Below are 14,020 nucleotides of genomic sequence, written 5' to 3'. Positions count from 1 at the left end.
CGCATCCGGCGCGGGCGATCCGCACCTTCCATCCGCGGCGCGGCCGCATGAGCGACCGGCAGACGACGGCGCTGCAACAGCTCTGGCCGGTGTACGGCCTGCGCGTTGGCGATGCCGTGTCGTCCGATCCTGCCGTGCCGTTCGATGCTGCCGGGCTCTTCGGCCGCCGGGCTCCGCTGGTGGTGGAGATCGGGTCCGGCATGGGTGACACGACGGTCGAGATGGCCGCCGCCGACCCGGATCGAGACTATCTGGCGGTCGAGGTGCACACGCCCGGAATCGCCAACCTGCTGGACCTGGTACACCGGCGTGAGCTGCGCAATGTCCGCATCGCCGAGGGCGACGCGGTGGAGTTGATGCGGGCCATGCCGGCGGACTCGCTGGACGCGGTGCACGTCTTCTTCCCGGACCCGTGGCCCAAGTCCCGGCACCACAAGCGGCGGCTGATCCAGCCGACGCACGTCGCGTTGCTGCGCTCCCGGCTGGCCGTCGGCGGCACGCTGCACTGCGCCACCGACTGGGCGGAGTACGCCGAGGCGATGCGGGCCACGCTGGATGCCGACCCGGGCCTGGTCAACCTGCACGACGGGTACGCGCCTCGGCCCGCCCACCGGCCGGTGACCCGGTTCGAACGGCGGGCGCTGCGCGTCGGCCGCCCGATCGCCGACCTGATCTACCGCCGCCGCTGAGAGGTAAGGAAGGGCCCCTTCTTAACGCCTCGTGCGGTAAAGGGGGCCCCTATTAACGAACCGGCCCGGCGAAACCGGTCACCCCATTGGCGTCGGAGGGCATGATCCAGGCACGATGGAGCGGCCATGACACTCACCGCCGCGCTGCCGAAGTCCGCCGACCCCGACACCCTCTACGACGCGTTCGCCAGTTGGGCGTCCGAGCGCGGCCTCGACCTCTATCCCCATCAGGAGGAGGCGGTCATCGAGATCGTCTCCGGCGCCAACGTGATCATGAATACGCCGACCGGCTCGGGCAAGAGCCTGGTCGCGATCGCGGCGCACTTCGCCGCGCTGGCCGACGACCGGACGACCTTCTACACCGCGCCGATCAAGGCCCTGGTGTCGGAGAAGTTCTTCGCGCTCTGCGAGGTCTTCGGCGCGGAGAACGTCGGCATGCTCACCGGCGACGCGAGCGTCAACGCCGACGCGCCGATCATCTGCTGCACGGCGGAGATCCTGGCCAACCTGGCGCTGCGGGAGGGCTCCCGGGCCGACGTCGGCCAGGTGGTCATGGACGAGTTCCACTTCTACGCCGAACCGGACCGGGGCTGGGCCTGGCAGGTACCGCTTATCGAGTTGCCCCAGGCGCAGTTCATCCTGATGTCGGCCACGCTGGGCGACACCACCCGGTTCGTCGACGACCTGGCCCGGCGTACCGGCCGGTCCACCGCCGTCGTCCGCTCCGCCGAGCGGCCGGTCCCGCTGCTCTTCTCGTACGCGATGACGCCGCTGCACGAGACGCTCGAGGAACTGCTGGAGACCAAGCAGGCCCCGGTCTACGTCGTGCACTTCACTCAGGCCGCCGCGTTGGAACGCGCCCAGGCGCTGATGAGCGTGAACGTCTGCACCCGCGCCGAGAAGGACATGATCGCCCAGGCGATCGGCAGCTTCCGGTTCACCTCGGGTTTCGGCAAGACGCTGTCGCGGCTGGTCCGCCACGGCATCGGCGTGCACCACGCCGGCATGCTGCCCAAGTACCGCCGGCTGGTGGAGACCCTGGCCCAGGCCGGGCTACTCAAGGTCATCTGCGGTACGGACACCCTCGGCGTCGGCATCAACGTGCCGATCCGTACGGTGCTGTTCACCGGCCTGTCCAAGTACGACGGGGTGCGTACCCGCCTGCTCAAGGCCCGCGAGTTCCACCAGATCGCCGGGCGGGCCGGCCGGGCCGGCTTCGACACCATCGGCCGGGTCGTGGTGCAGGCCCCCGAACACGTCATCGAGAACGTCAAGGCGCTCGCCAAGGCCGGTGACGACCCGAAGAAGCGCCGCAAGGTGGTGAAGAAGAAGCCGCCGGAGGGGTCGATCGGCTGGGGCGAGCCGACCTTCCAGCGGCTGGTCGAGGCCGAGCCGGAACCGCTGACCTCCAGCTTCCAGGTCAGCCACTCGATGCTGCTCAACGTCATCGGCCGCCCCGGTGACGCGTTCGCCGCCATGCGGCACCTACTCACCGACAACCACGAGGACGCCGCCGCCCAGCGCCGGCACATCCGCCGGGCCATCGCCATCTACCGGGCACTGAAGGCCGGCGGAGTGGTCGAGGAACTGCCCGAGCCGGACGAGACCGGCCGACGGGTCCGGCTCACCGTCGACCTGCAACTCGACTTCGCGCTCAACCAGCCGCTGTCGCCGCTGGCCCTGGCCACCATCGAACTGCTGGACAGCGAGTCCCCGTCGTACGCCCTCGACGTGCTGAGCGTGATCGAGTCGATCCTCGACGACCCCCGCCAGGTGCTCTCCGCGCAGCAGTTCAAGGCCCGCGGTGAGGCGGTCGCCGCGATGAAGGCCGAGGGCATCGAGTACGAGGCTCGCCTCGAACTGCTCGACGAGGTGACCTGGCCCAAGCCGCTTGCCGAACTGCTGGACAACGCGTACGAGATGTACCGGCAGGGCCACCCGTGGGTCGCCGACCACCAGCTCTCCCCCAAGTCGGTGGTCCGCGACATGTACGAGCGTGCGATGACCTTCACCGAGTTCGTGCAGTTCTACTCGCTGACCCGCTCGGAGGGCCTGGTGCTGCGGTACCTGGCCGACGCGTACAAGACGCTGCGGCAGACCGTGCCCGAGGAAGCCAAGACCGACGAGCTGATCGACCTGATCGAGTGGCTCGGCGAACTGGTCCGCCAGGTCGACTCCAGCCTCATCGACGAGTGGGAACGGCTGCGCAACCCCACCGACCTACCGGACGTCGCCGCCGCCCTGGACGACCGTCCCACGGCGGTCACCCGCAACGCCCGCGCCTTCCGGGTCCTCGTCCGCAACGCCCTGTTCCGTCGGGTCGAGCTGGCGGCGCTACGCCACTGGAACGCCCTCGGTGAGCTGGACTCCTCCGCCGGCTGGGATGCCGACGCCTGGGCCGACGCGCTGGAGCCCTACTTCGACACGTACGACGAGATCGGCACCGGCCCGAACGCCCGCGGCCCGGCGCTGCTCATGATCGAACAGGGTCGGGAGCGCTGGACGGTACGGCAGATCCTCGACGACCCCGACGGCGACCACGACTGGGGCATCAGCGCCGAGGTCGACCTGGCCGCCTCCGACGAAGCCGGCACCGCGATCATCCGCATCACCAACGTCGGCCAACTCTGACCCCACCCAACAACCAACCGACCGGCCGGCACCTCACCGACACGCCTCACCCGGCACGACACGCCTCGTTGATCAAGAGGTTTGCGTCAGGAAATCGGCGATCGCCGACGCAAACCTCTTGATCAACCGTGTTGGGTTACCGCTGTTGTTGGTCGTGGTGGCCGGTGCCGGCGGTTCCGCAGGGGTGGGAACGGAGGACCGGCCCACCCCTGCGGTCGACAGGCATCGGTCAGTCGCGTGGGGCCTGGAAGGCCACGCGGCGACGACGGAACATCACGAAGAGCACCGCGCCGAGCGCCAGCACGGCGGCACCGACACCGGCCACGGCGGCGGCCGGAGCGCCGGTCACCGGCAGGCCACCGCCGGAACCGCCGTCGCCGTCACCGGTGTCGATGACGATGCGGGCGGTGTTGTTCTCCGGCTTCGACTCGGTGGAGTACATGGCGCCGTCGACCACGATGGTGCCGTCCGTACCCGGCGTTGACTTGATCTTCAGCTGGACGGTCGCCTTGATCCGGCCACGGCCGGACGCGATGCTCGGGAACTCGCTCTCGAAGTTGCAGCGCAGCTTCTTCGACTCGGGCAGCGTCCCGCCCGGCTCGCCGTCGGTGTAGCACCACTCGGCGGGCAGCAGCACCGTGCCGCTCGGCGCGGTGATGAGCACGCCCGGGCCACCCCCGTCGGAGGGACCGTGGTTGACGACCTCGTAGGTCAGGTCGACCGTCTCACCCACGGCGCCCTTGACAGCCGGGGCGGTGACAGCGACGTCGATGGTGTTCTTCTTGCTCCAGAACCGGAAGTCCGCGTAGTTGTCCGACTCGTCGAGCTCCCACTGTGCGGTGGACTGGCGGGCCACCTTGGCATCCGCGGCCTTGACCTGCATGGCCTTGACGGCGGCAGCGAAGGACGGGCCCGTACCCTTGCTCCGCTCGACCTTCTTCGCCGCTCGCGACTCCCCCGCCAGGGCGACGCTGACGTAGCCGTAGTGCTCGCCGGGACCGGACAGGTTGCGACCGAAGGTGACGTTGAAAATCGACTCGCCGGTCTCGTCGTCGAACAGCAGCAGCCCTTCACCCGGTTCGAGGGTCAGCGGCAGGACGCAGGTGACTTCGCTGGGCCCGTACACATAGGGCGCCCCGACATCGTCGGGGTAGTAGTCGGCGTACGTGCAGTCGCTGTAGCGCTCGACGAAGGTGGCGCCGGTGGTCAGGCTGACGGTGAACGTGAAGTCCGTGGCGGCGGTGTCGCCCTCGTTGAACACGCCACTGTAGAGCGGCACCGTGTCACCGGGTCCGACCCGGTCGGACTTGTCGTTGAGGTCCGCGGCGGCGGCCACCAGATCTGGCCCGGATGCGACCACCGTGACCGGGAAGGTCGTGGTGTTGTCGTCCGGGTTCGCGTCCTCCTCCGCGCTGGCGATGGTCACGGAGACCGAGCCGGCATCGCCGGACTTGGCTCCCTGACGACTGGCCAACGACACCGGGTAGAGGGTGTCGACCTGCCCGGCGAGGAGCACACCGACATTGCAGGTGATCTTCTTGTCGGCGAGCTTGCAGTTGTCGACCCAGTCCGGCGCGGTCGCGACGACCGCGTCGGCGAGCTTGCTCAGGTCGATGGTGACGGTGACCGCGCTCGCGTCCGCCTCGCCGTAGTTGTACACGTACATGCCGACGGTGGTGCCGCTGTTGTCGACCTCCGCGACCGGCTCCTGGGTGAAGGAGACGAACAGGTCGGGACGCGCGTCTGCGGCGTGCGCCACGGGGACGGAGCCGAAGAGCGCCGCCGTCGTCAGCACCGCCGTGCCCACGGCAAGACGTGGCCAACGAGCCATGAGGGATGTCATATGGGTACTCCGGGAGAGAAATGGGGAAGCCCGGACTTTAGACGATCTCCGAGCAACGCGTTGTCCCGTGCGCAGGGCGTGCCGCACCGGACCTGTCCGGTCCACGAGTAGGTGGCCAGCGGTCGGCGTTGTGACCAGGCCATAGACACTTGCCCGCGGAGCGGCCCCGTCGATTCGTCCGGATCTAGTTGGCCATTTCCTCGTGCGCTGAGAGGGGCGAGGTCGCGGTCATTGGTGGTGTGCCGTGTCGATGATGAGGTCGGCGCGGTCGCGGGTGCCGTCGGAGGCGAAGAACTCTTCTTCCTCGGCCATCCACTTCTGCCAGAGCTCCTCTGCGCCGGCGAAGGAACGGTCGCGGGCGAGGCCGCGCGCCAGCCGCAACGGTGCGGGTGCGTCGACCCAGATGGCGTAGGCGAGTCGACTGATCGTCGCGCGCCGCGTGCAGGTGACGCCTTCGAAGATCATGGCGGGCGCCCAGGGCTGCGTCTTCCACTCGCCAAGGGTGTTGCCGTACCAATCCGTCCAGTCTCTCGCCTGATAGTGGGCTTCCTCGCCGCGAAGCAGCGGCGTGAGTACCTGGGCGTCGAAGCGTGGCCACCATCCGGCGAAGTTGTCCCACGACACGAAATCGTCAATCTCGATGATCGGCGCATTGAGCACCTTGGAAAGGTCGCGGGCGAGGTGGCTCTTTCCAGAGCCGCTCGGCCCATCGATGCCGACGATGCGTATGCCGTTGACCGGCTCGCGAGAGGTAACGGCGGCGGCGACCTGATCCACGATGTCGATGGCCATGGGTGCAGCCTAGAGAATGGTCAGCCGTGACTCGCGGCGTTGCCACGGGCTGCTTTTCAGCTGGACGGCGAGGGAGCGATCGTCGTCTTGTTCCGTTGTTCCGTTGGTCCGGCGGAAGGCCCAGGAGTTCGGCCAGGGTTGGTTCTGGAACCTCGACGAGGGGTGGTGGGATGCCCGGTGTTCGCAGTTCACGGACGTTGAAGGGCGGGAGGTTCCAGGCAGCGACGAGGAGGTTGTTCTTGGCGGACTCACGGACCGCTCGCCGAAGGTGGGCGGCTTCGCGCTGCTTCACTTCGGCTCCGGAGCGGGTGGCGAGGTTGAGGTTGTGCACTTCGTCAACGAGGACCAGGTCGACACCGACATGGGTTGCGGTGACGCAGACAGCGTTGACGACTTCGGTGAGGTTGGCCCGGTTGGTGAGGGGCAGGCCGAGGAAGCGGGCGAACTCGACGGCCAGCATCCGCGGGGTGGCTGCGGGCGGGACGGTGACATCGTCTCGCGGGCACGGTTGGCCGCGAGCGGACGATACGGCGTCATTGACCGAGTCCGGACCCGTGCGGCGGATCAGCGGCGAGGCATGGGTCGTACGGTGATGACCATGCTCGGCAATCGAGCGCTCGACGAGGGCCTGACCACAGGGCTGCTATCCGCCACCGCCGAAGGACGGGGGCTGTACTCCGCGCTGGGCTGGGAGATCCGCGGCGAGCTGGCCGGGGCATTCCGATCGCCATGACCAAGGCATCAGCGCCCATCGGCGCACTCTTGGGTTCAGCGCGAGCAGCATCCCGCAGCCGCGCCGCTGGCCACTTACAAGCGGACGCAGACCAGGCCGTTGGCCAACTTCGGCCGGACTGGCCAACTATCGCCGGACGCGACAAGCCGGCCCGTTTTCTCCCCTGGGCGATGTCAGACCCGTCGATTAGAATGTATGTACTAATCGAGTTCCTGACCTGGGAGGATGCTCGTGACCGCACCCATCTCCGCCCCCCTCACGCCGTACGCCACCCTCCTCGGTTTCACCCGCTACGTCGACCGCACCGGGCCGACCAAAGCCAACTTCGTCGGCGGCCTGCGTCGACAGCGGGCCAGCCGCTCCGGCTTCAACCCGCACGGCCAGTTCGTCAAGGCGCTCAAGGCCGACATCGCCTTCCACACCGGCGGCACCCATCTAACGCAGGTGGTCGACGTGGTCAAGCCCCGGTGGCGCCCCCTTTACCAGGCGCTGGTGCCGGGCGCCACGGCCTGGCTGCACTCCCTGGGCGAGCCGCGCGAGGTGGACCTCGCCCAGACCCGTGACGCTCTCGCCCTGCTCGGCGATCTACCCGTCAAGATCAACCCCCATTTTGGCGTACGCCATTCCGACGGCCGCGCCGAAGCGGTCCGGCTGCACTTCGACGAGACCCCGCCCAGCGAGGAGGCCGCGCTCGCCACCCTGCACCTGATGGCCCGGCACATGGATGCCGTCCTGCCGCACGCCGAGCCGATCCTGGTCGACATACGCCGGGGCGTCACCCACCGGATGCCCGAAAGCGCCAAGTCCGACGAGATCGAACGCTGGCTCGCCGGCGAAGCCGCCGCCTTCCGCGCCATCTGGTCCGCCGCCGCGTAACCCCTACCCCTACCCCGCGCCCTCCCCGCACCCCGGCATTCCCGCACAGCAATCCCGAGGGCTACGCCCGGCCACCACGCCCTCCGCGCTTCCACACCCCGGCACCCCACACCCCGGAACCCGGCACTCCCGCGCCCCGGCACCCCGCGCCCCCGCGCCCCGGACCCCCGCCCATGCAACTTCGGGGAAGGTGCTGCCTCTGTCAGCACCGAGGCGACATCTTCCCCGAAGTTGCATTACTGCGTCTCGTCGGCGTTCGCGTTGCGGTGCAGGGGTTATCCGCAGGGGGTGTCGAGAGTGGGTCGACTCGTCCAGAGTGGATGCCATGCCGACATCCGCGCGGCGCCCGCCGCAGCTACGCGGGCGCGTCTTCCGAGGGTCCCGTGCCGTGGCCCGAGGGCTGCTCACCCGGGGTGAGCTGCGCAGCAAGGCATGGCGGACGATCTTCCGAGACGTGTACGCCGACGCCCAGCTCACGGTCTCGCGCCGCACCCGGTGTCGGGCCGCAGCGCGGTGGCTGCTCCCACCCGGTGCGGCGATCGCCGGGCGCAGCGCCGCGGCACTGTTCGGTGCCGGATTCGTCGCCGACGCCGAACCGCTCGACGTGCTGGTGCCCGCCGGGCAACGCTTCGGGCCCGTCGCCGGTCTCGCCGTGCACACCGCCGAGGTCGACCGGTTCGAGGTGCAGTCGCACGATGGAATGTCGGTCACCACGCCGCTGCGGACCTGCTGGGATCTGGCCCAGTGGCTCGATCTGGAAGAAGCCGTGGTCGTGGTGGACCGACTGCTCGACCGTCGGCTGGTGCGCTCCGAACAGCTGCGGGACCTGGCGCACAACCGTCGCGGTGCGCGGGGCTGGAAACGCATGCTGCGGGTAGCGGAGCTGGTCGATGCCGGCGCGGAGTCGGCACAGGAGTCACGGCTTCGGGTGCGGCTCGTGCTGGCCGGCGTCCCACAGCCGGTCACTCAGTTCGTAGTACAGCGAGACGGTCGATTCATCGCCCGAGTCGACCTCGCCTGGCCGCACCTGCGGATCGCGGTCGAATACGACGGCCTCTGGCACGACCACCCGGAGCAGTTGCACCGCGACCGCCGCCGTCTCAACCGCCTGCTCGGCGAGGACTGGATCGTCTTGCACGTGACAGCCCGACGCCTCCGCGAAGACTTCGACGGCTTCCTCACCGAACTCCGCCAAGCAATCCACACCCGCACCCGCTGACCCCAAGCCCCGCCCCACAGCGCTGTGGCTAAGCCCCACGCCCGGAGCCCTCTCCGCGGAGCCCTGTCCGCAGAGCCCTGCGCCCCAACGCCTTCGTGCCGGACGACGGCTGCCCCGGGAGAAGCGCGCGGCGGCGCAGCAAGCGCTGCACCCCAAGCGCTGCGCCCCAAGCGCTGCACCCCAAGCGCTGCACCCCAAGCGCTGCGCAACTTCGGGGAAGATGTCGCCTCGGCGTGGGCGGAGGCAGCATCTTCCCCGAAGTTGCATAGCCAGCTTGGCTGCGGCGGGCAGTGGTGGGGCAGTGGGGATGCCCACGGGTGGTGGGGGATGCCCGTGGGTGGTTGGGATGCCCTGCGGGTGGTTGGGGGTGTCAGTGGGGGGTGGTTGGGGGGAGGTCGGCGATCGAGACGACTTGGGGGGTGTCGAGGGGGCCGACGATCACGCGCAGCGACGGAAGAAGGTCGCCCAGGAGTTGGCGGCATGCGTCGCAGGGAGCGACCAGGGACCGGCCGCGGTCACCGACCGTGACGATGGTTTCCAGTGCACCCACGCCTTGGGTGACGGCGGCGCCGATCGCGACGACCTCGGGGCAGGCACCGCCGGTCGCGTGCACCACGTTCACGGCGGAGACGACCCGACCGTCGGCGGTACGGGCCGCTGTGGCGAGAGTGTGGGCCGCGCTGCGGCAGCGCAGCTTCGCCACCGCGCTGGCGGCCTGCACCAACGCCCGATCGGTGTCACGCATCGTCATCGGCTTCCCCGTGTTTCACTCTCCGCTCGATGCACAACGATAGACCGACACCCCGCCACCCCCGCCGCACCCTGCCGCCCCCGGAAGCGCGCTGCGGGTGGTGGTGGACGACGGCATGTCACGTCAGCGCCCTTTGCTCTGCTTCACCCCACGCATCGGTTAGCGGCCACATCCGTTGCGCCGGTTGAAGCAGAGCAAAGGGGTGCCGCGGACCACCTGGCCACCGCTCCGGCGGCCAGAACCAGGGCAGCCAAGCTCAGGGCAGCCCGAACCAGGACGGCCAGACTCAGGACGCCCAGGCTCGGGGCTGCCAGACCCAGGACGGCCAAGCTCAGGACGGCCAGACCCAAAACGGCCAGGCTCGGGGCGGCGCGGGGTAACCCGGAGGCGGGGCGGCGGCGGGCTGCCTATCCTTGGGCACGACATGCAGAATCCAGTCTCACCTGCCGCGACCGACCCGATCCGCGCGTTGCAGCGTCGCCTTCCCCCGTTGATGTTCCGTGACCAGCGTCAGCTGCGCCGGCGGCTGGACGGGGTGCGCAGGCTGCGCGACCCGCAGCGGCAGGAGTCGGCGCTGGCCGAGATCGCGGCCGAGGTGGCCGTGGCGGAGGGCCGGTTGGAACGACGCCGGGCCGCGCTGCCGAAGATCACCTATCCGCCGGCGTTGCCGGTCAGCGAGCGTAAGGACGATATTGCCGAGGCGATCCGCGATCACCAGGTGGTGATCGTGGCCGGCGAGACCGGGTCGGGGAAGACCACCCAGTTGCCGAAGATCTGCCTGGAGTTGGGGCGTGGGATCAGCGGGCTGATCGGGCACACGCAGCCCCGTCGGCTGGCCGCGCGTACGGTGGCGGATCGGATCGCCGAGGAGTTGGGCACCGAGCTGGGTGACGTGGTCGGCTACAAGGTGCGCTTCACCGATCAGGTCAGTGAGCAGAGCCTGGTCAAGTTGATGACCGACGGCATCCTGCTGGCCGAGTTGCAGAACGACCGGATGCTGCGCCAGTACGACACGCTGATCATCGACGAGGCGCACGAGCGCAGCCTCAACATCGACTTCATCCTGGGCTATCTCAAGCAACTGCTTCCCCGCCGACCCGATCTCAAGGTGATCATCACCTCGGCGACGATCGAGACCGACCGGTTCGCCCGGCACTTCGCGGGGCCGCCGACCGAGGAGCATCCCGAGGGCGTACCGGCGCCGGTGGTCGAGGTGTCCGGGCGGACGTACCCGGTCGAGGTGCGCTACCGGCCGCTGGTCGAGGTGGCGGAGGCCGACGAGGAGGAGGCGGACGAGGAGAACGTCCGCGACCAGATCCAGGCCATTGGTGACGCGGTCGAGGAGTTGGCCGCCGAGGGGCCCGGCGACATCCTGGTCTTCCTCAGCGGGGAACGGGAGATCCGGGACACCGCGGACGCGCTGGGCAAGCTGGTACAGAACAAGCGGTCCCTGCTCGGCACCGAGATCCTGCCGTTGTACGCCCGGCTGAGCGTCGCCGAGCAGCATCGGGTCTTCGCCCCGCACGGCGGTCGGCGGGTGGTGTTGGCGACGAATGTCGCGGAGACCTCGCTGACCGTGCCGGGCATCAAGTACGTGGTGGACCCGGGCACCGCCCGGATCTCCCGCTACTCACAGCGGCTGAAGGTGCAGCGGCTGCCGATCGAACCGGTGTCGCAGGCCAGCGCCAACCAGCGCAAGGGGCGCTGTGGGCGTACCTCGGACGGTATCTGCATCCGGCTCTACGACGAGCAGGATTTCCTGTCGCGGCCCGAGTTCACCGACCCGGAGATCCTGCGGACCAACCTGGCCTCGGTCATCCTCCAGATGACCGCGATCGGTCTGGGCGACATCGCCGCCTTCCCGTTCATCGAACCGCCGGATCGGCGCAACATCACCGACGGGGTCAACCTGCTGCACGAGCTGGGTGCCCTGGACCCGACCGAGACCGACCCGGAGCGGCGGCTCACCGCGCTCGGGCGGCGGCTGGCCCAACTGCCGGTCGACCCCCGGCTCGCGCGGATGGTGCTCGAAGGGGAGCGCAACGGCTGTGCCACCGAGGTGATGGTGATCGCCGCCGCGTTGTCGATCCAGGACCCGCGTGAGCGGCCGGCCGACAAGCAGGCCCAGGCCGACCAAGCACACGCCCGGTTCGCCGACAAAGAGTCGGACTTCGTGGCGTTTCTGAACCTGTGGCGGTATCTGCGGCAGCAGCAGAAGGACCTGTCCTCCAGCGCGTTCCGTCGGATGTGCAAGGCCGAGTACCTCAACTACCTGCGGGTACGCGAGTGGCAGGACATCGTCAGCCAGTTGCGCCAGGTGTTGCGTACCGCCGATTCGGAGGGCCGGGGGCGCGGACGGCGAGGCGCCGACGACGACGCCCCGCGCGGAGGCGGGCGACGCCAGTCCGGGGCGGACCTGCCGGAGGAGATCGACACCCCGAAGGTGCACCAGTCGCTGCTGCCCGGCCTGCTGTCGCACGTCGGGCTCAAGGATGCCCAGAAGAACGAGTACCTGGGGGCCCGGGGGGCGAAGTTCGGGCTGTTCCCCGGCTCGGCGCTGTTCAAGAAACCGCCGCGCTGGGTGATGGCCGCCGAGTTGGTGGAGACCTCCCGGCTGTGGGGTCGGGTGAACGGACGGATCGAACCCGAGTGGGTCGAACCGCTGGCCCAGCACCTGGTCAAACGCAGCTACAGCGAGCCGCACTGGGAGAAGAAGCAGGCGGCGGTGATGGCGTACGAGAAGGTGACGCTCTACGGCGTACCGCTCGTCACCTCTCGCAAGGTCAACTTCGGCCGGATCGATCCGGTACTGAGCCGGGAGTTGTTCATCCGGCACGCGCTGGTCGAGGGCGACTGGTCCACCCACCACCAGTTCTGGCGGGACAACGAGCGACTGCGTACCGAGTTGGAGGAGCTGGAGAGCCGGGCCCGGCGGCGCGACATCCTGGTCGACGACGAGACGATCTTCCAGTTCTACGACGAGCGGATTCCCGCCGACGTGGTCTCCGGGCGGCACTTCGACACCTGGTGGAAGAAGACCCGTCGGGAGCAGCCGGACCTGCTCACCTTCACCCGTGAGCTGCTGGTCAACGCCGGTCGTGGCGGGGTGGACGAGGCGGACTTCCCCGACCAGTGGCGCACCGAGGGTGTCGAGCTGCCGTTGACGTACACCTTCGAGCCCGGCTCCCCGGCCGACGGGGTGACCGTCGACATCCCGCTGCCGCTGCTCAACCAGGTGCCGGCGGAGAGCTTCGACTGGCAGGTGCCGGGTCTGCGGGAGGAACTGGTCATCGCGTTGATCCGTTCGCTGCCCAAGCCGGTGCGGCGCAACTTCGTACCGGTGCCGGACTTCGCCCGCGCCGCGCTGGCCGCGATCACGCCCGGCGAGGAGCCGCTGCTGGACGCGCTGGCCCGGCAGTTGCGCCGGATGACCGGGGTGACCGTGCCCCGCGAGGCCTGGGATCTGAGCAAGCTGCCGGCGCACCTGCGGGTCACCTTCCGGGTGCTCGGCGACGACGACAAGCCGGTCGCCGAGGGCAAGGATCTGCCGGCCCTGCAACGCCGACTCAAGGCGGAGGTACGCCAGGTGGTGGCCGCCGCCGCGCCGGATGTGGCGCGCACCGGGCTGACCGGCTGGGAGATCGGCACCCTGCCGCGCACCATCGAGCAGGTGCGGGCGGGGTACGCGGTGACCGCGTACCCGGCGCTCGTGGACGAGGGTGCCACGGTCGGCGTACGGGTCTTCGACTCGCCGGGCGAGCAGGAGGCCGCGCACTGGGCGGGTACCCGGCGGCTGCTGCGGCTGACCGTGCCGTCACCGGCCAAGTTCCTTCAGGGCCGGCTCTCCAACGAGGCGAAGCTGGCGTTGTCGCGCAATCCGCACGGCGGGGTGCAGGCGCTGATCGAGGACGCCACCGGCGCGGCGATCGACAAGCTGATCGGTGACGCCGGCGGCCCGGTCTGGGACGCCGAGGGTTTCACCGCGCTGCGGGACAAGGTTCGCGCCGATCTGGTGGACACCGTGGTGGAGGTGATGGAGCGGGTCCGGGCGGTGCTCGCCGCCGCGTACGCGGTGCAGCAGCGGCTCGGCGCGACGAAGAACCTGGCCGTGGTGGCCGCCCTGGCCGACATCCGTAACCAGCTCACCGGGCTGGTGCACGCCGGGTTCATCACCGAGGTCGGTTACGCCCGGCTGTCCGATCTGCTGCGCTACCTGACCGCCATCGAGCGGCGGCTGGAGCGGCTGCCCGGCAATCCGCCCCGGGACAAGCAGTTGCAGGACCGGATCGCGGTGGTCCAGCGGGAGTACGACGAGATGCTCGCCGCACTCCCGCCGGCCCGACGTGACTCCGTCGCCGTACGGCAGATCCGCTGGATGATCGAGGAGCTGCGGGTGAGCGTCTTCGCGCAGGCCCTGGGCACTCCGTACCCGATCTCGGAGCAACGCATCTACCGGGCCATGGACGACGCCGAAGGGCGCTGAGTG

General features: G+C 69.4%; 9 protein-coding genes. 6 read left to right on the top strand and 3 right to left on the bottom strand.

What is annotated here, in order from left to right; translation table 11 throughout:
* Positions 1-47: 47 nt before the first annotated feature.
* Positions 48-689: a tRNA (guanosine(46)-N7)-methyltransferase TrmB gene (trmB, locus tag Vgi01_RS15165; protein ID WP_239088991.1), complete on the top strand. Its 642-nt coding sequence runs from the start codon at positions 48-50 to the stop codon at positions 687-689.
* Between the two features lie 126 nt (positions 690-815).
* A complete protein-coding gene (locus Vgi01_RS15160; RefSeq protein WP_204291444.1) occupies positions 816-3,320 on the top strand; it encodes a DEAD/DEAH box helicase in 2,505 nt (834 codons plus the stop codon).
* Positions 3,321-3,549: 229 nt separating this feature from the next.
* Here Vgi01_RS15160 and Vgi01_RS15155 read toward each other — a convergent pair whose 3' ends face one another.
* Both Vgi01_RS15155 and Vgi01_RS15150 read right to left on the bottom strand, forming a co-directional pair.
* Positions 3,550-5,151: a COG1361 family protein gene (locus tag Vgi01_RS15155; RefSeq protein WP_239088984.1), complete on the bottom strand. Its 1,602-nt coding sequence runs from the start codon at positions 5,149-5,151 to the stop codon at positions 3,550-3,552.
* A gap of 240 nt (positions 5,152-5,391) precedes the next feature.
* Positions 5,392-5,955 (bottom strand): uridine kinase family protein, encoded by a 564-nt coding sequence (locus Vgi01_RS15150; RefSeq protein WP_102656969.1) that lies wholly within the window; start codon positions 5,953-5,955, stop codon positions 5,392-5,394.
* A gap of 103 nt (positions 5,956-6,058) precedes the next feature.
* On the opposite strand from Vgi01_RS15150, the gene Vgi01_RS15145 reads away from it, so the two are divergent.
* The 3 genes from Vgi01_RS15145 to Vgi01_RS15135 all read left to right on the top strand — a co-directional run bounded on the left by Vgi01_RS15145 (position 6,059) and on the right by Vgi01_RS15135 (position 8,783).
* Entirely contained in the window at positions 6,059-6,688 is a 630-nt protein-coding gene (locus Vgi01_RS15145; RefSeq protein ID WP_204291442.1) for a GNAT family N-acetyltransferase, read from the top strand.
* Positions 6,689-6,919: 231 nt separating this feature from the next.
* Positions 6,920-7,564, top strand: a complete 645-nt coding sequence (locus Vgi01_RS15140; RefSeq protein WP_102657050.1) for a hypothetical protein — start codon at positions 6,920-6,922, stop codon at positions 7,562-7,564.
* A gap of 325 nt (positions 7,565-7,889) precedes the next feature.
* A complete protein-coding gene (locus Vgi01_RS15135; protein ID WP_204291441.1) occupies positions 7,890-8,783 on the top strand; it encodes a putative endonuclease domain-containing protein in 894 nt (297 codons plus the stop codon).
* Between the two features lie 370 nt (positions 8,784-9,153).
* On the opposite strand, the gene Vgi01_RS15130 is transcribed toward Vgi01_RS15135, so the two are convergent.
* Positions 9,154-9,534, bottom strand: coding sequence for a cytidine/deoxycytidylate deaminase family protein (locus tag Vgi01_RS15130; RefSeq protein ID WP_102656971.1), 381 nt, complete (start codon positions 9,532-9,534; stop codon positions 9,154-9,156).
* 424 nt (positions 9,535-9,958) lie between these two features.
* Between Vgi01_RS15130 and hrpA the strand changes: the two genes are divergently transcribed.
* Entirely contained in the window at positions 9,959-14,017 is a 4,059-nt protein-coding gene (hrpA, locus tag Vgi01_RS15125) for an ATP-dependent RNA helicase HrpA (RefSeq protein ID WP_204291440.1), read from the top strand.
* Positions 14,018-14,020 lie beyond the last annotated feature (3 nt).

This window comes from Micromonospora gifhornensis, from assembly GCF_016863515.1.
GTDB lineage: Bacteria > Actinomycetota > Actinomycetes > Mycobacteriales > Micromonosporaceae > Micromonospora > Micromonospora gifhornensis.
Note: the sequence above shows the minus strand (reverse complement) of the source record. Positions and strands in the feature narration are given on the sequence as shown.

Bases quoted from the DNA above. Each gene is read 5' to 3' on its own strand.
- trmB (WP_239088991.1), top strand. From the start codon at position 48: ATGAGCGACCGGCAGACGACGGCGCTGCAACAGCTCTGGCCGGTGTAC.
- Vgi01_RS15160 (WP_204291444.1), top strand. From the start codon at position 816: ATGACACTCACCGCCGCGCTGCCGAAGTCCGCCGACCCCGACACCCTC.
- Vgi01_RS15155 (WP_239088984.1), bottom strand. From the start codon at position 5,151: ATGGCTCGTTGGCCACGTCTTGCCGTGGGCACGGCGGTGCTGACGACG.
- Vgi01_RS15150 (WP_102656969.1), bottom strand. From the start codon at position 5,955: ATGGCCATCGACATCGTGGATCAGGTCGCCGCCGCCGTTACCTCTCGC.
- Vgi01_RS15135 (WP_204291441.1), top strand. From the start codon at position 7,890: ATGCCGACATCCGCGCGGCGCCCGCCGCAGCTACGCGGGCGCGTCTTC.
- Vgi01_RS15130 (WP_102656971.1), bottom strand. From the start codon at position 9,534: ATGACGATGCGTGACACCGATCGGGCGTTGGTGCAGGCCGCCAGCGCG.
- hrpA (WP_204291440.1), top strand. From the start codon at position 9,959: ATGCAGAATCCAGTCTCACCTGCCGCGACCGACCCGATCCGCGCGTTG.